Annotated in this window: 16 protein-coding genes and 2 riboswitches; of the genes, 4 read left to right on the top strand and 12 right to left on the bottom strand. The window is 40.7% G+C overall.

Annotation, left to right across the window (positions count from 1 at the left end; genetic code table 11):
* The first annotated feature begins 214 nt into the window (after nucleotides 1–214).
* Entirely contained in the window at nucleotides 215–1,552 is a 1,338-nt protein-coding gene (locus ACH0BF_RS14215) for a cytochrome ubiquinol oxidase subunit I (protein ID WP_340851814.1), read from the top strand.
* A gap of 33 nt (nucleotides 1,553–1,585) precedes the next feature.
* Nucleotides 1,586–2,620, top strand: coding sequence for a cytochrome d ubiquinol oxidase subunit II (locus ACH0BF_RS14210; protein ID WP_120035608.1), 1,035 nt, complete (start codon nucleotides 1,586–1,588; stop codon nucleotides 2,618–2,620).
* Between the two features lie 238 nt (nucleotides 2,621–2,858).
* On the opposite strand, the gene purU is transcribed toward ACH0BF_RS14210, so the two are convergent.
* From purU to ACH0BF_RS14150, 12 genes are all read right to left on the bottom strand, one after another.
* Nucleotides 2,859–3,755, bottom strand: a complete 897-nt coding sequence (purU, locus tag ACH0BF_RS14205) for a formyltetrahydrofolate deformylase (protein WP_340851812.1) — start codon at nucleotides 3,753–3,755, stop codon at nucleotides 2,859–2,861.
* 18 nt (nucleotides 3,756–3,773) lie between these two features.
* On the bottom strand, nucleotides 3,774–4,073 hold the full coding sequence (locus ACH0BF_RS14200) for an iron-sulfur cluster biosynthesis family protein (RefSeq protein ID WP_120035612.1): 300 nt from the start codon (nucleotides 4,071–4,073) through the stop codon (nucleotides 3,774–3,776).
* A gap of 98 nt (nucleotides 4,074–4,171) precedes the next feature.
* A riboswitch (glycine riboswitch) is annotated at nucleotides 4,172–4,254 on the bottom strand.
* Between the two features lie 3 nt (nucleotides 4,255–4,257).
* A riboswitch (glycine riboswitch) is annotated at nucleotides 4,258–4,358 on the bottom strand.
* A gap of 65 nt (nucleotides 4,359–4,423) precedes the next feature.
* Nucleotides 4,424–5,041, bottom strand: coding sequence for a class I SAM-dependent methyltransferase (locus tag ACH0BF_RS14195; protein ID WP_340851809.1), 618 nt, complete (start codon nucleotides 5,039–5,041; stop codon nucleotides 4,424–4,426).
* A 189-nt stretch (nucleotides 5,042–5,230) separates the two neighbouring features.
* Nucleotides 5,231–6,187 (bottom strand): peptide-methionine (S)-S-oxide reductase MsrA, encoded by a 957-nt coding sequence (msrA, locus tag ACH0BF_RS14190; RefSeq protein ID WP_340851807.1) that lies wholly within the window; start codon nucleotides 6,185–6,187, stop codon nucleotides 5,231–5,233.
* A gap of 25 nt (nucleotides 6,188–6,212) precedes the next feature.
* Nucleotides 6,213–7,748 carry an aldehyde dehydrogenase family protein gene (locus ACH0BF_RS14185; RefSeq protein ID WP_340851806.1) on the bottom strand — a complete coding sequence of 512 codons (1,536 nt, stop codon included), beginning with the start codon at nucleotides 7,746–7,748 and terminating at the stop codon, nucleotides 6,213–6,215.
* Nucleotides 7,749–8,073: 325 nt separating this feature from the next.
* Nucleotides 8,074–8,994, bottom strand: coding sequence for an HPr(Ser) kinase/phosphatase (hprK, locus tag ACH0BF_RS14180; protein WP_120035620.1), 921 nt, complete (start codon nucleotides 8,992–8,994; stop codon nucleotides 8,074–8,076).
* A gap of 512 nt (nucleotides 8,995–9,506) precedes the next feature.
* The gene (locus tag ACH0BF_RS14175; RefSeq protein WP_406909536.1) at nucleotides 9,507–10,493 is read right to left on the bottom strand and encodes a sensor domain-containing diguanylate cyclase; all 987 of its coding nucleotides are present in this window, start codon (nucleotides 10,491–10,493) and stop codon (nucleotides 9,507–9,509) included.
* A gap of 17 nt (nucleotides 10,494–10,510) precedes the next feature.
* Nucleotides 10,511–11,329, bottom strand: a complete 819-nt coding sequence (locus ACH0BF_RS14170) for an alpha/beta fold hydrolase (RefSeq protein WP_340851803.1) — start codon at nucleotides 11,327–11,329, stop codon at nucleotides 10,511–10,513.
* 15 nt (nucleotides 11,330–11,344) lie between these two features.
* On the bottom strand, nucleotides 11,345–12,163 hold the full coding sequence (locus ACH0BF_RS14165; protein ID WP_120035626.1) for a 6-carboxytetrahydropterin synthase: 819 nt from the start codon (nucleotides 12,161–12,163) through the stop codon (nucleotides 11,345–11,347).
* Between the two features lie 51 nt (nucleotides 12,164–12,214).
* Nucleotides 12,215–14,761, bottom strand: coding sequence for a bifunctional diguanylate cyclase/phosphodiesterase (locus ACH0BF_RS14160; RefSeq protein ID WP_340851801.1), 2,547 nt, complete (start codon nucleotides 14,759–14,761; stop codon nucleotides 12,215–12,217).
* A 64-nt stretch (nucleotides 14,762–14,825) separates the two neighbouring features.
* Complete coding sequence (locus ACH0BF_RS14155; protein WP_340851800.1) at nucleotides 14,826–15,506, bottom strand: SDR family oxidoreductase; 681 nt, start codon at nucleotides 15,504–15,506, stop codon at nucleotides 14,826–14,828.
* A 12-nt stretch (nucleotides 15,507–15,518) separates the two neighbouring features.
* Nucleotides 15,519–16,796 (bottom strand): DNA methyltransferase, encoded by a 1,278-nt coding sequence (locus ACH0BF_RS14150; protein ID WP_340851799.1) that lies wholly within the window; start codon nucleotides 16,794–16,796, stop codon nucleotides 15,519–15,521.
* A 268-nt stretch (nucleotides 16,797–17,064) separates the two neighbouring features.
* Between ACH0BF_RS14150 and ACH0BF_RS14145 the strand changes: the two genes are divergently transcribed.
* Complete coding sequence (locus ACH0BF_RS14145) at nucleotides 17,065–18,804, top strand: LytS/YhcK type 5TM receptor domain-containing protein (RefSeq protein WP_406909535.1); 1,740 nt, start codon at nucleotides 17,065–17,067, stop codon at nucleotides 18,802–18,804.
* Entirely contained in the window at nucleotides 18,805–19,536 is a 732-nt protein-coding gene (locus ACH0BF_RS14140) for a LytR/AlgR family response regulator transcription factor (protein WP_406909534.1), read from the top strand.
* Nucleotides 19,537–19,678: the final 142 nt, after the last annotated feature.

The raw sequence follows: 19,678 nt of genomic DNA, 5'->3' as shown, positions 1-19,678 counted from the left end.
ACTTGTCCCTACCAAACTATTTTAACATCTAATTATTTTATTTTAAAATGATTTGTTTATTCTATTAATGAGATAGGGACTCTCTGCTTTTCAGACACTAGGCACCTTATTTCTCATTGTCTGATGAGGAGGCTTTTCTTTGCCCCAATAATGGTTACATATTCTTTCTCTCTATTGGTAATGATAGGGGCAGAAAGAAAGGACGGAATACAGAATGGATAATTTACTGATTGCACGTTCCTTATTTGGAACGACTATGGCATTTCATATTATTTTCGCTACCATCGGGGTGGGGCTGCCTCTCATGATTTTAACAGCAGAGCTGCTCTATCAAAAGACGAAAGACCTGGACTACGTAGTGATGGCCAAGCGCTGGACAAAAACGTTTGCTGTTTTACTTGGAGTTGGTATTCCAACAGGCACAATTGCCGGTGTGCAGTTATCCCTTCTTTGGCCTGGATTTATGGAGATTATTGGAAAAGTTATGCCGCTGCCGTTTCAAATTGAAATTTATGCTTTCTTTGTTGAAGCCCTCTTCATGTCTATCTATGTCTACGCAGCCGAGAGAATCGCTCCGTGGATGAGAATTGTCAGCTTAATACTAGTCGCCTTGGGAGCTTTAGCCTCTGCCGTACTGATTACAAATGTGCACGCCTTTCAAGGAACACCCGCTGGTTTTCGTTATGAAAATGGAAAGTTCTTTGATATTAATCCATGGGAAGCTTTTTTTAATCCAAGCTTTTTTGTTACGGCCGGCCATGTCGCCCTATCCGCCTATGTCGTTGGCGCTTTCGTCGTTGCCTCCGTGGCAGCGTTTAAAATGATGCGAAATAAGCACGGCTCAAGAGTGTATCTTTTTCATCAAAAAGCATTGATGGTCAGCCTTGTTTTAGGAGGGATCTTCTCTTTCTTAACGGCGATTAATGGCCATGCGTCCGCTCAATATTTACATGAGTACCAGCCTGAAAAGTTAGCTGCTGCAGAGGGGCTGTTTGAAACACAATCACATGCTCCTTTAGCGATTGGAGGCATTACCGATCGGGAAACACAAACGATCAAGGGAGCCATCGAAATTCCCTGGCTGCTAAGCTTTCTGGCAGGCAACAGCTTTGATACCGTTGTTGTCGGGTTAAACGACTTTCCTGAAGAACTGTGGCCGCCATTGTTTATCCATACTCTCTTTAATGCCATGGTAGGGATCGGTTCACTGCTTATTCTTATTTCGTTAGCCGGGATCGTATGGAGAAAGTTTCTGAAGAAAGACCGATTTCCGAAATGGTTTTTGTGGCTATTAGTTCTATCTGGTCCTCTCGCTGTTATTGCGATTGAGTGCGGCTGGATTTTCGCTTGCTCAGGAAGACAGCCATGGGTGATTTATCGTGTGTTAGCAACAGCCGAATCGGTTACAACCGCTACGAACCTGGGCGTTCTTTCTCTTCTATTCTTTTTTGTGTACGTTCTGTTAGGCATTACGGTTGTCATGGTGCTGCTGTATTTCTTTAGAAAGAACACTGAATTAGATGATCTTGAGAAGGCCGAGAAAGGAGCTTAGCCATGCTATTTAACTATACAGGAGGCGTGATTCATGCCAAATGAGCTGATTGCTATTACGATTCTATGGGGATTTGTATTTATTTACTCGATCATGGCAACGATGGACTTTGGCGCCGGCTTCTGGTCAATGATTTATATACATCGTGAAAAGACAAGAGCAACGAATATCGCCAACCGCTATTTGTCACCTACTTGGGAAGTGACGAACACGTTTATCGTTGCCTTGGTTGTGGCTGTGTACAGCTTATTTCCGAAGGCAGCTTACACACTTGGTACAATTTTACTCGTTCCGGGCAGCATTATCTTGCTGCTGCTCGCCGTCAGAAGCGCCTTCTTAGTCTTTTCTAACATTGCTGTAGAATATAAAAAGCCACTGACATATGTCTCAGGTATTACCGGCATCTTAATTCCGGGCTTGTTAATCAGCGTCTTACCTATCACTCACGGCACATTTATCGATTATAAAGGCGGACATCCCACTTTGAATTTACAAAAGCTTTTTACGAGTCCGAGTGAATATGCATTTATTGGATTTGCCATTAGCAGCACCTTATTTTTATCATCCTTGCTGTTAGCCGATTATTCCAAGACATCCAATGAAGAGGAAGCCTACAAAGTGTACTTGAGAGATGGAAGAATTTTAGGGCCAATTTCTTTACTGATGGCCTTTGCCATTATGCTCACTTTAAGGGCAGAAACACCATGGTTATATACGCGTATGATGGAAGATCTGCCTCTGCTGCTTGTGTCACTTGGCTTCTTTTTAATTGGAGGGCTCGGTTTATTTCTTCCTTCATTTTCAAAGAAAGATGTACGGGGAATGCCAAGGCTTGCTGTTGTAGCAGTTACGACTCAATATTTCATTGCCAGTTATGTGTACGGCAAAGCCCATCTGCCATATATGGTTTACCCCAATGTGACTATCCAGTCCGGTTTTACCGATCCTAACTCCTTTATGGCCGTATTTGCCACTTATATTGCCGGCTTTGTTATTCTCTTTCCCGGCTTTATTTATTTTTGGAGGCTATTTATGCATGATAAAAAGTATTTACGGCAAAAAAGCTAATGATCTTCTGAAAAGAAAAAGCTTGATGGGCTGCCGGCCCGTTAAGCTTTTTCTTTTCTAACCCTTCACCACTGATTCAACAGCGAGGTAATCAAAACAGTTAAAGCATAGATAAGTAAAATGACTTGCAGAAGACCCGTTCTTCTTCTCTGCTTATTCACTAAAAAGAGTCCCACACATATCATTGCCAAGATGATGCAAGTAACATCTAACAGGAGTTGATTGGCTATCATCCGGCTTACGTAAACACGATTGTTTTATTGCCGTGAACGATAACTTTATCTTCCACATGCCAGGAAACGGCTTCTGCAAGGACACTTCTTTCCACATGACGACCGGCAATCTTCAAATCTTCTGCTGTGTAGCGGTGGTTGACTCGCAAGATATCCTGCTCAATAATCGGCCCTTCATCAAGCTCATTAGTTACATAATGAGCAGTCGCCCCAATCAACTTCACTCCGCGGTTAAAAGCCCTGACGTAAGGATTTGCCCCTACAAATGCCGGCAAAAATGAGTGGTGAATATTAATGATTTGGTTTGGATATTTGGCTATAAAACTAGGAGAGAGGATTTGCATATATCTTGCCAAAACAATAAAGTCGACTTTTCCTTCCATTAACTCCATCGCCTTGTGTTCAGCTTCCTCTTTCGATTCATGAGAAAGCGGGATATGATAGTAAGGAATGCCATAGCTTTCCACTATTTCTTTTAAATCAGAGTGATTGCTGATAACCATTGGAATCTCAACCGGGAGTTCTTTTGATTTCCAGCGCCAAAGAAGCTCCAAGAGACAATGGTCTGCTTTAGAAACAAAAATCGCCATCCGCTTTGATTTTTCTTTATTTCTCAATTGCCATTCCATTGGGTAGGATTCAGATAATTCCTGCAATCTCTGCTCCAGCTCATCAATAGCAGAGCCCTTCTCATCCATATCGAACTCAACCCTCATAAAGAAAATGCCATCTTTAGGATTCGTGGTATGCTGGTCAAATTGAACGATATTTGCTTTATGTTCCAATAATACATTAGATACGGCTGAAATAATGCCCGGTTTTTCTGGACAAGTAACTAACAATTTAAAATAATGAGTATTCCCCTTTTTATGCAAAATTCTTCCCCCATCCTTAAACGCCATTCTTTGTATAACGAAAAGCTATTCGATCGCACAATCACTTGAGGCAAAGCTTTCTCCAACTAAGAAGCCCGTTTCCTTTGTATAGTCAATATGTGTTTCAGCATCGAGATAACGTTCAGTAAAGCGATCTATGCGAATTTGCACCCCATTGCAATCAATCACCTTATCATTTCGGCGCGGCTCATCAAATGTAAGGGCAAACCTTACCGATATTCCACATCCACCAGCTACATCAGCATCAATTCTTGGAGAATACTTTTCTTCAAGCATCATTGCTTTTAACTGCTTCATCGCCGGTCCTGTTAATGTAATCATCATCCTTCCCTCCTTCTGCGAGCGTTTTCTAGTTATACACCTTGTCTTGCTCACTCCCTTTTTCTGCACGCAAAAAAGGACAGAAAAGGGTACAATCCCTTCTCTGTCCTTTTACCTGAGAGTTTAACCCTATCTTCAATAGGGCCTTCCCCTTTGGTGGCGTACTTAAACGCGCTCTCCAGAGGTGCGTCCCATTGTGGTTCTTCTACCTGAGAGATTAATTCCAAGGGCCTTTTTGGAACTTGCTCCTTCGGTGGCTTATTGCTCGCACTCTCCCACAATCGTCATCCGCTATTTTTATTCAGAATAATTTAAATATTGGTGATTGTCAATTGTTTTCCCAATTCTCTTACCTATAGACTAGATCCTCCATAATGAAAAATAACAAAACGTTCATTGTCATTTTTTTTATAGAGACCCGGCACTCTCACTTCTTTCACCAGTTGAAATGGAGTATACACTTCAAGAAATTGGATGTACTCCGCTGTCGGATAGTAAAGGACAATATCAACAGACCGTTGATGCTCTTCAACTGAGTGCAGGATATGATGGACGACCTTCATGAAAATTTGGATCGAAAAAGGATTGAAGAAGTAGAACCGATTGTCTGCCTTTTCGATCTGATACTCCTCTGCTGCGCAGCATACAAAGCGAATAGATTGATCCGACCTCTTCTTCTTTTTCATATAATCGGCTTGATTTTCAAGTGCTTCCTGGTAAAGCTGGCCGTTTACCTCAACCCCTGTTACCCGAGCGTGAAAACGATGATGGATATAAAATAGTAAACGCCCTTTTCCACAGCCGAAATCAACTACTCCATCTGTTCTTTTCACCTCATACTCCCGAAAAAGCTCATCGATGGCCTCATAGGGGGTTGCCTCATAACGATTATAGTGAATTGACTGATATAGCCATTCCCATGTGCCGCCTGTCTGAATCTTTAGCAAGCGATCGTATTCTTTTTCATTCATTGCCATTCCCCGATCTGTTTTTCTTTATTATAAAGCGGACGATATGATTCACTCAAACGAATACCGCTTGTCAATCTGCTGAACGGACCAATAAATTGGCTCTTGTGGCGAGTACATAAGCGTCATTGATCCGTAAAGATGCAGAATTGGTGGATCAACAAACAGAAGTGGCCAATAAAGGAACTTCTCTTATTCGAACAGGCTTTTAAATTCTCCATAGCCCTCTTCTTCAAGCTTATCCTTTGGCACAAAACGGAGAGCAGCCGAGTTAATGCAATAGCGTGCGCGGTCAGGACCAGGACCATCATCAAAGACGTGGCCTAAATGAGCGTCAGATGTTTTTGCCCGCACCTCAATCCGGCGCATGCCATGAGACGTATCAAGTTTTTCTGCTAGCTCTATCCGGCGCAAGGGCTTCGTGAAGCTTGGCCAGCCGCAGCCCGCGTCATATTTATCCGTCGAGCTGAACAAAGGCTCTCCTGAAATAATATCCACATAGATTCCCTCTTCCGTGTGGTCCCAATATTCATTATGAAATGGTGGCTCTGTCGCATTATTTCTTGTTACCTCGTATTGAAGAGGAGTGAGTTCTTCCCGTAATTGCTCATCTGTTTTTTGATCTTTCCAGTTTTCACGAATAAATTTTGCTCGCCCGGACCCCTCTTTATAAAGATTGTAGTGGAAGGCATTCTTTTTGTAATAGTGCTGGTGCTTTTCTTCAGCTCGGTAAAAGGGCCTCGCCGGCAGAATCTCTGTCACGACCGGTTTTTGAAAACGGCCGCTTGCTGCTAATTCTGCTTTCGAAGCTTCCGCCAATTCTTTTTGTTCTTTGTCATGGTAAAAAATGGCCGTCCTATAGGATGATCCCCGGTCATTGAACTGTCCGCCCGCATCAGTTGGATCAATTTGATGCCAAAACAGCTCAAGTAATTTTTTATAAGGAAAAACTGCAGGATCATACATGATTTGTACCGCTTCGTAATGACCCGTTGTGTCAGAGCATACCTCTTCATACGTCGGGTTCTCTGTGTGGCCACCCGTATAACCGGAGACAACCTCTTTAATTCCCGGTTGTTCATCAAACGGTGATACCATACACCAAAAACAGCCGCCTGCAAATGTAGCTAACTTACATTGTTCAGCCAAGAATCAACACTCCTTTACATCCGTATTATTTTCGGTTTCCGGTCTTCAAAAGCTGACGATAGACCGTTAAGAATTCGCCCCAGTTTCTTTTTTTTCCCCAAAAGCTGCGAATCAGGCGTACAAATAGTTCATACTTTCCTTCATAAGGGTACCAGTTCACTTCTTTTTTCTTACGGCCCTTGTCCACCATAACGGCTGTTTGAACACAAAAGCTCTGCATGCCTACATCCCCATGATACGCGCCAATTCCTCCCTCTTTCGTTCCTCCATAAGGAAGATAAGGATTGGCTACTGTAATGATTACATCATTAATAACTGCATTGCCTGATACGAGCCGGGAGACAATGCGCTTGCCTCGTTCTACATCGGCCGTCCAGACACTGGCATTCAAGCCAAAGCGGGTATCGTTAGCTAAAGAAACAGCTTCTTCCTCTGTCTCGAATGGCATAATCGGCAAGACAGGCCCAAAGGTTTCCTCCTGCATAATGGCCATATCATGATTGACATTCGTTACTATCATAGGTCTAATGAACATCTGATCGTCTGCCCACTGATCTGGGTGCTCACCAGCAATAAGTTCTGCTCCTTTTTCGATCGCTTCTGTCACATGCTCCTTAATAATGGCTGTTTGCTGGGGAAAAGTCATCGAACCAACATCGCTGTCAGAAGCTGTCCCTTGCTTTAAAGATTGCGTTGCCTGAACTAAACGATCAACAAATTCTTCATAGACTGACTTGTCCACATACACCCGCTCAACAGACATACACACCTGGCCGCTGTTCGTAAAGGCTCCCCAAATAGCCCCCTGTACAGCTCTTTCCATATTTGCATCGGCACAAACGATCATCGGGTCTTTACCGCCAAGCTCCAGCAGCGTCGGAATTAATTGCTTAGCTGCTTCCATCTGAATGATTTTCCCTGTTCGGACAGAGCCCGTGAAATGAATAAAATCCGGCTTGCCCTCTATAAGCGCAGCTCCTAACTCCTTGCCGCCATGCGCTACCTGTAATAGACCTCGGGGAAAGCCAGCCGCTTTAAATAAGCTTTCAATTAATACACCAACCATCGGTGTAATCTCGGATGGCTTTAAAATAACCGCATTTCCGGCAACGAGCGCTTCAACGATCGGAATCATAGAAAGCTGGAATGGAAAGTTCCACGGGGAAATGACCAATACGGTTCCCCGTGGCTTATATTCGATATAAGAGGATTTTCCAATAAATATCAGGGGCGTTTTAACTTTTTTTGTTTTTAACGCGGCAGCTGCTCTTCTTTCAATGTGCGAAATTGAATCAACGACTGTCATCACTTCTGTTGTTAATGCTTCCACAGCCACTTTTCCCGTGGAGTCACTAATCACTTTCACGATATGATCCAATTCATCCAGAATGTGAAGCCGCAGCTTTCGAAGCGAGCGAATTCTCTCTGAAATTGGCAAGTCAGCCCAAGTTAAGCCAGCTCCCTTCGCGCTTTCATAGAACATATCAACTTGTTCTACAGATGTTTCCTCCAATACGCCAATGATATTCTTTGTTGCGGGACTTCTCACTGTCCATGTCATGTACGTTCCTCCTTCATTTACTGTTATCATTTTGTCGCAGTCGTTCCGGTATTCCTGATAAAATTAGATAGATGGAATTCATCTTTGCTGATTCGTTGAATTTGGCGTTGGAGCCTCTCTAATCGCTAGGATGAACGAGCAGCTTAAACTCTGCCGCCAGTTCCCTGGTAATTAAGTTCCCAAGGATTTTTGAGGCAATGAATCCGGGCAACCCGATAATGAAGAATAATTATTTCTTCATCTTCTCCTCGTAAGACACAAATTGATTAAGAAAAAAGACAGGCCGTACCTGAAAAAGGACGTGTCTGTCTTTATTGCAACGCTGTTATTCTTCAGTGAACTCCGATTGAATCCGTTTCATAAACTCCTCAGCTGCACTGTATCCTTGCTGTTGAAGGTACCAGTTATTCGCCGCTGCTTCAATTAATCCAGCCACATCGCGGCCCGGCTGGAGCTGAATTTGAATATGAGGAACGCGAACTCCCATATATTCCGTAAACTTCGCTTCCACCTCCAGCTCATTATTCAATGAATTATTTTGCCACTTTGTCAGCTCAATATCGAGTGCAATCCTTGTTTCTTCCTGAAAAGCTTTTCTCCCATATAGACGCACAACGTTTAATAGTCCAACACTGCGCAAGGCGAGAAATTCCTTATTCTTCTCATTGTGGGTGCCAAGCAGCGTTTGCGGGCTCAGTTTCTTGAGTACGACAATATCATCCGCCACAAGCCGATGCCCCCGGCCGATCAACGTGTGGGCCGTTTCACTTTTTCCCACTCCTGATTTGCCCCGAAGCAAAATGCCGATTCCCGAGACATTTACACAAACTCCATGCACAGCAATCTCTTGTGCTAACGTCTTGGTCAAATAAGCATCTAATTTTCCAACAAACTCATAGGTAGATGCATCCGTACGAAGCAAAGGAATTTTTTCCTCGGTACAATATTGCGGCAAATACATTAATTCCTCTTCGTGAGCAGTAACAATAATACAAGGGGGATTATATTTAACAATATTACCAATTCGCAGCTTGCTTTCACTGTCGCTTAATCTATGTAAATAATTGATTTCATTGGTGCCGAGCACTTGGACGTGTCCACTTGGAAAAAAGTCAAAATAATCAATGAACTCCAAACCTGGACGCTGCGTTGGAGATTTTTCAATCTTTCGGTGCAGTTGATCCTCTCCAGCTAATACTTCTAATGAAAACCGACGGACTATATCCTCAATCGTAATGGATTTCATAATGAACACTCTCTCCTTGCTTAATCTCTTTAGAAAACTAATAGACAAAGCCAGCAGTCTATTCTTTCTAGCCCTTTAGTATACACTCTAATGTAACATAATAGTGGCATGATTATTGCATAAGTTGTCTATTTTCAATAAATGTTAACCTTTACTTTAACTAAAGAGCTTTATCATGCATTTTTAATGAGTATGAGAACCTAATGCTTTTCCAAACGGTTGATCTAATATCGGTCAATGACTTTGCGATTCTGCAGATTAGTCCTTTTATTATTTTCCATTTTCCTGAATAATTACATTGTATCGGAAAATAATCATTTACATGCTATTTTTATGTTAAATTCTACTTCTTTGCTCGGAACGCCCTATCATAAAAAAATCCCTAGACACGGATGAATAACGTGCTTAGGGATAACAAGATAACCTGTGTACCGCCCACAAAGTGGCTTTAACGCATCAAAAACGAATGTAACCCTGCAGCAGGAAAAAGAAATTCTCTCATATATTGATAATTAAAGGCTTTCTTTTATATCTGCAAAATGTGTGACACGATTTCGCCCTTTAGACTTAGATGTGTATAGAGCCTTATCTGCTTTGGCCAATATAGAAATATTTGTATCTTCGGGAGTGAAGGTAGCTGCACCGATACTCACTGTTGTGGGACAATGGCTCCAGGAGGCATGTTCTATACTCTTTCTTAGCCTTTCAGCTGCTTGCTTAGATTGCGCCTCATCCGCCTCTGGCAAAAGAATGATAAATTCTTCTCCACCGTAACGAGCTACTGTATCAGTTTCTTTCGAATGTTCCTTTATTATCTGTGCAAATTCCCTCAACACTTGATCCCCAGCAAGATGGCCATATGTATCATTCACTTTTTTGAAATGATCGATATCCATAATAAGGAGTGAAAAAGGGACTTTAGAGAGAAGAAAGCTTTCAATATGTGAAGCCAGCTTGTCAATAAAATAACGCCTGTTTTTCAGTACAGTCAAAGTATCTGTTACTGCCAGGCTCTCTAATTTGGCATTTAACCTTATGAGTTCTTCTTGTTTTGCCTCAATATCCCAGTGCAATGCCTCTAATTTTTCAAGTGCCTCATTTTTAACTCTGTACGCTTCCTCCATTTCTCTCTTGGCATTGCGAATTTCTTTCTCGTAATCAATTCGTCTGCTCATCTTTACAAATACACACTCTATGAGCTCTGTTTGATTTCCTTCACCACTTTTCCCATTTAGCAGAACAGGGACATTCTCTCCTTTGTTGGACTTCAACGTTAAATACATCTCATCTACATGTCCGTACAGTTGAATAAACGGGTAAAAATAGGTATGAAAAAGAAACTTATTAGCCATCGACATAATCGATTCCATATGATGGTTTAATACATCATCTTTACTGTAACCGACCATGTCAAGAAATGCTTGGTTTGCGTACGTGATAACCCCCCGACTTGTAATGGTGACATATCCACAAGGGGCACGGTCTAGCCGCTCATCCATCTATATGCATCCTTTCACTAGCCATGGTTCTTCTTAAAAGATGAAAGGTATTCTTGTATCAGGCAGACGGTCTCTTTTGGATGGCTTAAATGTGGGTAGTGTCCTTTTGCCTCCATTAATCGAAAAGTGCTGTTCTTAAGATGGCGTTCCAAATACTTTCCAACTTTTAAAGGAACAATGCTGTCTTCCGAACATTGTAAAATAAGTGAGGGGACCTCTACTTTTGCTAAATCTTCTCTATGATCCGAGAAAAAAGTAGCTTCGGCAAACTTGCGGGTAACAGCTGGATCAGTTGAACAAAAACTTGTTTCCAACTCTTGAGTCAACATAGGCTGATTCGGATTTTTCATCGCAAGAGGGGCAAGATAGCTTGCCCAGCCAACAAAATTCATCTCCATCATGTCCAATAACTCTTCTACATCTTCCTTTTCAAAGCCTCCAAAATAATCAGGCCCATCATTTAAATAACGAGGAGATGGGCCAAGCATAACTAGACATTCAAATGACTCGGGTCTTTGAATAGAGGCCAGCATGCCTATCATTGCACTAACAGAATGCCCCACGAATATAACTTTTTTTATTTCTAACACATCAATAACTTCTAGCAAATCCTTTACGTACCCTTTAAGAGTTCCATATCTCTCATAACTATAAGCCGTTAAGTCTGATTTTCCTGAGCCAACGTAATCGAATAACACCACTCGGTATTCCTTCTCGAAATGGGGAGCGACAAATCGCCACATATTTTGATCACACCCAAATCCATGCCCGAAAACGATGGTTTGCTCCCCTTGACCAGTCACTTTTACATTATTACGAATAAGAATGTTTTCCATTTCATAAAAGCCCTCTTATTCTTTTGTTGGTCCACAGTATTCGAAATAATTTTTTGCTGTTTCCCAAAGTCCTACTTTATGCAGATTTGGTAAGCGCGATTGAAGCAAGTCCCAAAAGACGATCGACATAACTTCAGCGGTAGGATTTAACCCGTTAAACTCTTCAGTATCTAGATTCAAATGTTTGTGATCAAACTTTTGTATAATTGTTTGATCAACGATCTCGTCAAGTTCAGCCAAATTTATAATCATTCCTGTAACAGGATCAACTTCTCCCTCGACTGTTACTTCAAGAATGTAGTTGTGCCCATGCCCGTTCGGATTATTACACTTTCCAAAGATCTCTTTGTTTTCCTCATCTGATAACTGATCACTATGCAATCGATGTGCAGCAGAAAAATGATATTTTCTCGTTAATTGAATCATTGAACCTTCTCCTTTTTGAGAGAGCAAAAATGGATTCTCATGCAATATTATTTTATGAAGCTTACAATCTTCGAATCTATCTTTTAATTCATTCCATATATACGCCACAATATTTTCTGTCGTCGGGATATGTTCTACAAAAAAAGGGTGTTCACGGTTTAGAAACCTGCCGTCTAATTCCTCTAGAACTATCCCCTTCACTACACGGTCAACATCTGTAATATTCACTACAATACCTGATTTTTCATTAAGATGCCCTTTAACTGTCACTTCTAACAGATAATCATGGCCATGACCATTTGGATTGCTACATAGCCCAAATACTTCTCTGTTTTTGTCTTCATCCCACGATGGAACACGATAACTATGGGCTGCTGAAAACTCTACTTTTCTCGTTAATAAAACCAAGGTCTCACCTCTTCTTCATTCAAGAATTTAACAATGCCAGCTATATTACTATTATATCCTTTTATTCACCTTAGTTAGTGCCGCTTTCTGTATCTCAACAAATGTTTTGTTAAACTCTTCCACTGATAAAGGTTTGCTAAATAAATAACCTTGTACTTCATTACATTTTTGCTGTTGAAGGAAATAAAGCTGTTTGTCTGTTTCCACGCCTTCAGCAATCACACTAACTTTTAAATTACGAGCCATTGCAATAATGGTAGCAATGATTTTATTATCATCAGAATCATCTTCGATGTCTCGAACAAATGACTTATCAATCTTTAGAGTATGGAAGGGGAACTTTTTAAGATAACTTAATGAAGAATACCCAGTTCCAAAATCGTCAATCGCAATTTTAACGCCTAAGTCTTTTAGAGCGTTCAGCTTAGCAATTACATAATCTTCGTTATACATTGCTATCGTTTCTGTAATTTCTAATTCTAGATATTGCGGTTTGAGACCCGTTTCCTCCAATACTTTGCTTACTTGCTCTACTAAGCTTGCTTGCTGGAATTGCCGCGGAGAAAGATTAATAGATATAGTCATGTGTGGAAATCCAGAATTTTGCCATTTCCGAATTTGCTTACAGGCAGTCTGTAGAACCCACTCGCCAATCGCCACAATCAGGCCGGTTTCCTCAGCTAATGGAATAAACTCCTCTGGGGAAATCACTCCCAATTGTGGATGGCGCCAGCGAATTAAGGCTTCACTTCCAGTAATAACTCCAGTATTTATATCGACCTTAGGCTGGTAAAATAAAGTAAATTCGTCATGCTCCAATGCTTGACGCATACCTTTTTCCAGAATCGCTCTTCTCTGAATCCAGTCATTCATGCCGGATGTATAGAATTGGTGATTATTTCTACCTTGTTCTTTGGCACGATACATAGCTATATCCGCATTTTTAATTACATCTTCGATATTGTCCCCATCTTCCGGAAACATGCTTATTCCTATGCTTGATGTGATAAACAATTCGTTTCCTTCATATAAAAAAGGCTTTTCCAGTGCTTTTAAAATCGTTTGTGCCATGCTATTCGCCGCTTCACTGCTAGTATTGGGTAAAAGTAAAATAAATTCATCTCCCCCAATGCGTGACATCATTTCACCTTCTCTAAGAAAAGGCAAGATACGATTAGTGACAGCTTTCAAAATTACATCTCCTGCCGAATGGCCCAGCAAATCATTGATAAATTTGAACCTGTCCAAGTCAAGAAATAAGAATGCCATCGGGCTCTTTTCATTTATTTCTGCTAACTCTAATGCGGTCTTATTAAATAAACGCGAATTAGGAAGCCCCGTCAAAAAATCATAGTAAGCATGGTACTGTATTTCTTTATTTTTTTCTTTCAGCTCATCGGTATAATCTAGCAGGTTTAATGACATAACATTCACTTGATTGGCAAGTGATCCTAATTCATCACGGCGTTCAATCAATACCTGCTCCCCGAAATTCCCCTTAGCGATTTCATTTACCTTTAATAAAATTTGATTAATAGGCCTAACAATATATCTAGCTAAGAAATAACTAATAACAAAGACGAGAATTAAAACAGCAATAGAAATCATTAAGTTGTTTAACAACTGTTTATTTAATACGCTTTGGATCACTTTGTAATCTGTCACTATCCCAATAACATAAGGATCTTCAGAAGAAACAGGAACAAAGCTTTTAAACACTTTTTTACCGTTCACCGTGCTCTGAAAACTAACGAGCTTGCCCGTTCTCATCGCTTCTCTTACAGCTTTAATATCAGCTTTTTTGTCCTTATACTGGTACTTACCAAATTGAATATCCTTATTTGCCAGTTCTATAAATCTCTTTCCATTCTGCTCTGTATAGACAGGCGGAGATCCGAAAGTTTTCGGATTAAAACCGGTAATATTTAACAGCATATCATTATCGCTTAATGTTTTCCTTACAATGGCATTGGGACCAATGCGCTTCTCAAAGTCTGTAATCCGCTTGTCACGCATATAGGGGCTGATTATATAATCGGTCGTGCCGTCATAATAATATCCCCATTTATCCACATGATCAGGGTTAGAGGCAGAAACATTTACAGGACCTGACCAGTAGTTTGGAAGTTTTTGCCCTTGGGCAATCGTAACATTTTTATTGTTGAATAGCTGTTGGAAGGCAGTATACCAATATCCCCATTCTTTCGTACTTAAGTTTCTCTCGTGGGGGTCAGAAGATTTTACTCCCACAATGTCTCCCTTCTCCTTAACAAGCAGGGTAATATGGGAAACATCCAGCTTTTTGCTAAGCTCAACGAGCTGTTCATTCGTCACATTATTTATATGAGGATCTAGTGCGTTCTCTGCCGCAATAGCTGCTGCACGGAGTTTTTCCCCTATTTCACTTTCCAGGGACTCCACCCCAAATTGTGAATGATTAATGGCTATACTAATTTCATTCACTAAGAGCTCTGTCTGTTTTTCCTGATCTTTTATTAACAGATCTCTCGTATAGTAGTAAGATAAGATATTATTTAAAATTAGTATGGCTGTTACTATCGTAGCAAAGATGAATGATAGTTTTTTCCTTAAAGACAAACTATCTCCCCCAATTCGAGCTGTTTATCTATAGATTTTTATTCTGTTAGCTGCCTTTAGCGTCCTATAATACGCCCTTGGGCGGAGTTAAGGTAATTTCGTCCATCCGAATGTGAAGAGGAGTCGCAGCCACAAATGAGACGACGCGCGCAACATCATTCACGTCCAACATATCTTCAGATGAAAACCCTTCGGCCTCTTTCCAAATATCCGTATACGTAGCGCCTAACTGAATATTTGTTGTAAAAATATTGTATGGATACCATTCTTCCGCTAACACGCTTCCCAAGCCACTCATCGCTTGCTTTGAAGCTGCGTACACAGAATTCATCGGAAGGCTTCTTTTAGTTGCAATGGAACTTATATTAACGATGCGCCCTCCTTCTTCTTTCAGTAACGGAAAAGCCTGTTGAATACAATGGAACACACCAAAAACATTCGTTTGAAAAACAGCCTCCCATTCTTTAGCTGCAAACTCCTCAAACGCTTTAAAATAACCAATGCCTGCATTGTTAACCAATACATCTATCGCTTTGTGTCGCTCACCGATACGTTGGAAAACCTCTTGAACTTCTTTCTCGTCCATAATATTCATCTGCAAAGGGATCAAATTTTCTATATGATTGTCTACATTCTTCTCGCGGGTTGTGGCATATGTGACAAACCCCTGCTTGGCGAGCTCTAAACTAATAGCCTTGCCAATTCCCTTTAAACCGCCTATAACAATAGCTACTTTCTCTCTCATATTGCACCTCTTTCATTTGGTAACTTTATATACATAGCCAAAAATGTCCGTTAACACATCATATTCGCTATGTTCTTTTATACTATCAATCCAATTATTAGCGATTTTCAAATGGGCGTTATGAGCCCGTTGCTGCAACATCGGAAAATCGATAACGTAACGATCACCTTCAATCTCTCCATGTATAAGATGATACAAGATCCAACTTAATGGATTGTCGACAGCTAGCTGATAGCCCTCTTCTGTTAATGAAGGGACTGGTCTTGAAATGGCAGTGCAAACCTCACTTTTTATGCCGTCAGGAGTTATAGAAGGCATAATCAATTGAAATGTAACATTTTGATTTTCAAGTACATCTATTTCGGAGGTATACTCATAAGCATAAACGGTAACAGGCATATCGCCTATTTCAGCCTTTAGCCCTTGGTATTCATTTAAAGAAAAGGGGATTTTTGTTTTCTTTCTATACTCTGTTCCACAAAGATAAGCTCTATTAAAATCTTCAATGAGCTGGTGTACGGTGACATCCTTCCCTAACGAGCTTATTCTGCTCGCTGTAGTTTGTATAGCTAGTCGGGAATTGTCACTTGCCAGCCATCTCCTGTTCATCTTCTCTGCTGTAAATGACAGGGTGCCGCTCCCACAATAAAAATCACCGACTAAAGCTCCTTCCTCTGTTGTCATTTGCAAAATCCGTTCCATCAATTTTTCCGGTTTTTGTGTAGCGTAGGACGTATCTTCCTGTCCCAGGTATTCATACTTCCCGACATCATCCCAAACAGAAGAATAGGTGATTCCCTTCTTTTTAAAATGATTTTCCGTTTTGGCATAAAAAAATAGAGATTCATGATTTAAACCAAATTGGGAATGTTTATAGACAGCGTCATCAGCAAATTTCCAAATAACCTCTCCAAGAAAATGGTTCGCTCCAAATATTTCATCTAAAATGACTTTTAGATAATGCCCTTCTTTTTGCGATGTATGAAAAACAAGGATTCCTTTTTCATTTAACAATTCCCTGGCAGCTTCTATTCTTTTCCGATAATCAGACCGATAAATATCTGATCGATAAAAATTTCTAATAGTATTGGCTTCGTTCCAAGGATCAACAATATGCTCATTTAATGTTCGGCTAAATACGGAGAAAACCCATCCAGAATTAAACGGGCCATCAAAATAAATCATATCGAACGCTTCCCGGTATTCTTGATTCATCAATCCTTGCATAATATATAGATTGTCACCGTAAAACAGACTGTTTTCTTTCATTGCTTCTGGCTCGAATTTCATAATATCCTCACCTTCTTTTCTCTGTACCTCTGCGATATTGTAACTCATTCCTAATAAGGAAACGAGATGAATTAATACTATTAATTGTACTTTTTTTAATGAATGGTAGATACTCTTTTTATTTTTCCCTTAATATACATGGTGCCTAAACTTGAGTGTAACATTACTTCTATCTAACTAAAAAGCTGTTAGCCCTGTTTAAAATACTGATATAATAAAATAGTTACAGAAAATTCAGACGTGTATACGTAGAAAAAGGGGTCATTCTATGTTGGAGCTATTTATTACGATGATAGAACGACTTGGCATTATTGTAACCATTGCTTTCATTTTAACACGGTTTAAGTTTTTCAGGGACATGGTCTATCAGGAGCGGCTTGATGGCCCGCAACAGCTGACTGCCATTATATTTTTTGGTTTTTTCGGGATTATCGGTACATATACTGGATTAAGCCTCAGCACAGAAAGTCTGCAATTCAATCGTTGGGTTTCTGGCCTAACCACTGATGAAGCCCTTGCTAACTCGCGGGTGATTGGTGTTGTGCTAGGCGGGCTTCTCGGAGGTTATAGAGTCGGCATTGGAGCAGGCCTTATTTCCGGAATCCATCGGTTTACTTTAGGAGGATTTACAGCTGTTTCCTGTGGAGTGGCTTCCATTATTGCTGGCGTGCTTTCCGGATTGTTTCATAGAAAAAACCGGCATGTCAGCCTCTCATCTGCCCTTTTCATTGGTGCCTTGGCGGAAACGATCCAAATGGTCGTCATCGTGCTGATCTCCCGCCCCTTTGAACAAGCCCTGACATTGGTCAAGATCATTGGTCTGCCTATGATTTTGGCTAACGGGGTAGGCTGTGCCCTTTTTCTTTTAGTTATAAAAAATGTAATTAATGAGGAAGAAAAGGCGGTTGCTGTACAAGCACAAAAAACTTTGCGCATTGCCGACCAAACCCTTGCTTATTTGCGAGAGGGGCTCAACGTCCATTCTGCCCAAGCTGTCTGCTGCATTATCCATAATGAAATAAAAACTAGCGCGGTGGCTATAACCAATTTAACAGAAATTCTTGCACATGTCGGGCTGGGCCAAGACCATCACCGCCCCCATAGCCCCATTCAAACCGGTGTTACTCTTGATACTCTCAAGAAAGGGAAGGTAATTGTCGCAGGCCAGCATTCGATTTATTGCCAAGTAGAAAATTGCCCGCTCCGTGCTGTTGTTGTCGCTCCATTAAAACAACGAGGTGAAACGATTGGGACGTTGAAGTTTTACTTCAGCTCAGAAAAAGAGATTTCTAACGTCATCATCGAGCTTATTACTGGTCTCAGCACAATGATTAGCAATGAACTGGAGGTCGCTGCAGCAGAACAAGCCTATCAACTCGCTAAAGAAACAGAAATCAAAGTGCTTCAAGCTCAAATAAGTCCTCACTTTCTATTTAACACATTAAACACGATTGTTTCACTCGTCCGTCTTGATCCTTCTAAAGCAAGAAAGCTGCTCATCTCCCTATCACATTATTTGCGGCAAAACATGTCTGCAACGACAAAAAGCATGACAACACTTGAACAGGAATTAAAGCATGTAAAGGCCTATCTACTAATTGAAAAAGCTCGGTTCATTAATAAACTTGAAGTGATCTACGATATTGATGAAAAGGCGCTTTTGCAGAACATTCCCCCTCTTACATTGCAGCCCATCGTTGAAAATTCAATTAAACATGGGTTCAAGGACAAAGAAAGCAACTGCATAGTGAAAATTACTGTTAAAAGAAAAAGCAGCTCTACTTATATAAAAATACAGGACAACGGGCAAGGAATGAGCAAGGAACGTTCAGAACAGATTGGTAAAGCACTTATTGATTCAAAGGAAGGAAGCGGTCTTGCGATTTATAACGTGAATCGCAGACTAACAATGATGTTTGGAGATCAGACAATGCTTGAAATAAACAGTAAACCTGAAGAAGGCACAGAAATCACCTTTTCTATTCCATACATGGAGGAAGCGAATTAAATGGATCTATCTATTAAAACCGTCATTGCAGACGATGAATTATACAGCCGTGATGAGCTGAAGCATCTGTTACAGGCCTTTCCCTCCATTCATATTATTGGTGAAGCTGAATCTGGAGAAGCTGCCGTCATGAAGGCACTTCATCTGCAACCGGATATTATATTTTTAGATGTCGAAATGCCACGGATGAATGGAATGGAAGCAGCTAAAGCGTTAATGGAATTAAAAAAGCCTCCCTTAATTGTTTTTGCGACTGCTTATCCGCAATTTGCGGCTGAAGCATTCCGATACGAGGCAGTTGACTACTTATTGAAGCCCTATGACGAAGATCAATTGAAGGAAACCATTGAACGCATCGAAAAAAAGATCCTCTCTGTCACAGAGGCTGAAGCAAGCAAACCAGCAGGCAAACTGGCGGTTGAATCAAATGGGGAAATTTTTTATTTGGAGCCTAAAGAGATTCTTTACACATTTAGAGATGATAAATTAACTAAAATTATTACGAAAACCGGTGAGTTTGATACAAAAATTCCGCTGAAGGATTTGGAAAACCGGCTTCATACTTTTCACTTTTTCCGAATCCATAAGAGCTATCTTGTTAATTTAGAGTACATCACCCGCCTTACTCCCTGGTTTAATGGCGCTTACCAGCTGCAGGTGGAAGGAAGAGAGGAAAGGCTGTCAGTTAGTCGAAATTATGTAAAAGGGTTAAGAAGACGGTTGGAAATTTAATTTATCTGTTGCATCTTATTCTCGCTTTTTTGCATGATAATCTGAATTTTCAGCTTTTTGTCCCTGAAAACCTCTTTTCCTCCTTGCTGTTTATTATACTTATTATGTAAACGCATTCACTTATTGAATAGGGGGGAGAAAC

This window comes from Pseudobacillus sp. 179-B 2D1 NHS (assembly GCF_045370945.1).
Classification (GTDB): domain Bacteria; phylum Bacillota; class Bacilli; order Bacillales; family Domibacillaceae; genus Pseudobacillus.
Note: the sequence above shows the minus strand (reverse complement) of the source record. Positions and strands in the feature narration are given on the sequence as shown.

Coding starts and splice junctions, on each gene's coding strand:
- ACH0BF_RS14215 (WP_340851814.1), top strand. CDS start 215: ATGGATAATTTACTGATTGCACGTTCCTTATTTGGAACGACTATGGCA.
- ACH0BF_RS14210 (WP_120035608.1), top strand. CDS start 1,586: ATGCCAAATGAGCTGATTGCTATTACGATTCTATGGGGATTTGTATTT.
- purU (WP_340851812.1), bottom strand. CDS start 3,755: ATGGCGTTTAAGGATGGGGGAAGAATTTTGCATAAAAAGGGGAATACT.
- ACH0BF_RS14200 (WP_120035612.1), bottom strand. CDS start 4,073: ATGATGATTACATTAACAGGACCGGCGATGAAGCAGTTAAAAGCAATG.
- ACH0BF_RS14195 (WP_340851809.1), bottom strand. CDS start 5,041: ATGAATGAAAAAGAATACGATCGCTTGCTAAAGATTCAGACAGGCGGC.
- ACH0BF_RS14185 (WP_340851806.1), bottom strand. CDS start 7,748: ATGACATGGACAGTGAGAAGTCCCGCAACAAAGAATATCATTGGCGTA.
- hprK (WP_120035620.1), bottom strand. CDS start 8,994: ATGAAATCCATTACGATTGAGGATATAGTCCGTCGGTTTTCATTAGAA.
- ACH0BF_RS14175 (WP_406909536.1), bottom strand. CDS start 10,493: ATGGATGAGCGGCTAGACCGTGCCCCTTGTGGATATGTCACCATTACA.
- ACH0BF_RS14170 (WP_340851803.1), bottom strand. CDS start 11,329: ATGGAAAACATTCTTATTCGTAATAATGTAAAAGTGACTGGTCAAGGG.
- ACH0BF_RS14155 (WP_340851800.1), bottom strand. CDS start 15,506: ATGAGAGAGAAAGTAGCTATTGTTATAGGCGGTTTAAAGGGAATTGGC.
- ACH0BF_RS14150 (WP_340851799.1), bottom strand. CDS start 16,796: ATGAAATTCGAGCCAGAAGCAATGAAAGAAAACAGTCTGTTTTACGGT.
- ACH0BF_RS14145 (WP_406909535.1), top strand. CDS start 17,065: ATGTTGGAGCTATTTATTACGATGATAGAACGACTTGGCATTATTGTA.
- ACH0BF_RS14140 (WP_406909534.1), top strand. CDS start 18,805: ATGGATCTATCTATTAAAACCGTCATTGCAGACGATGAATTATACAGC.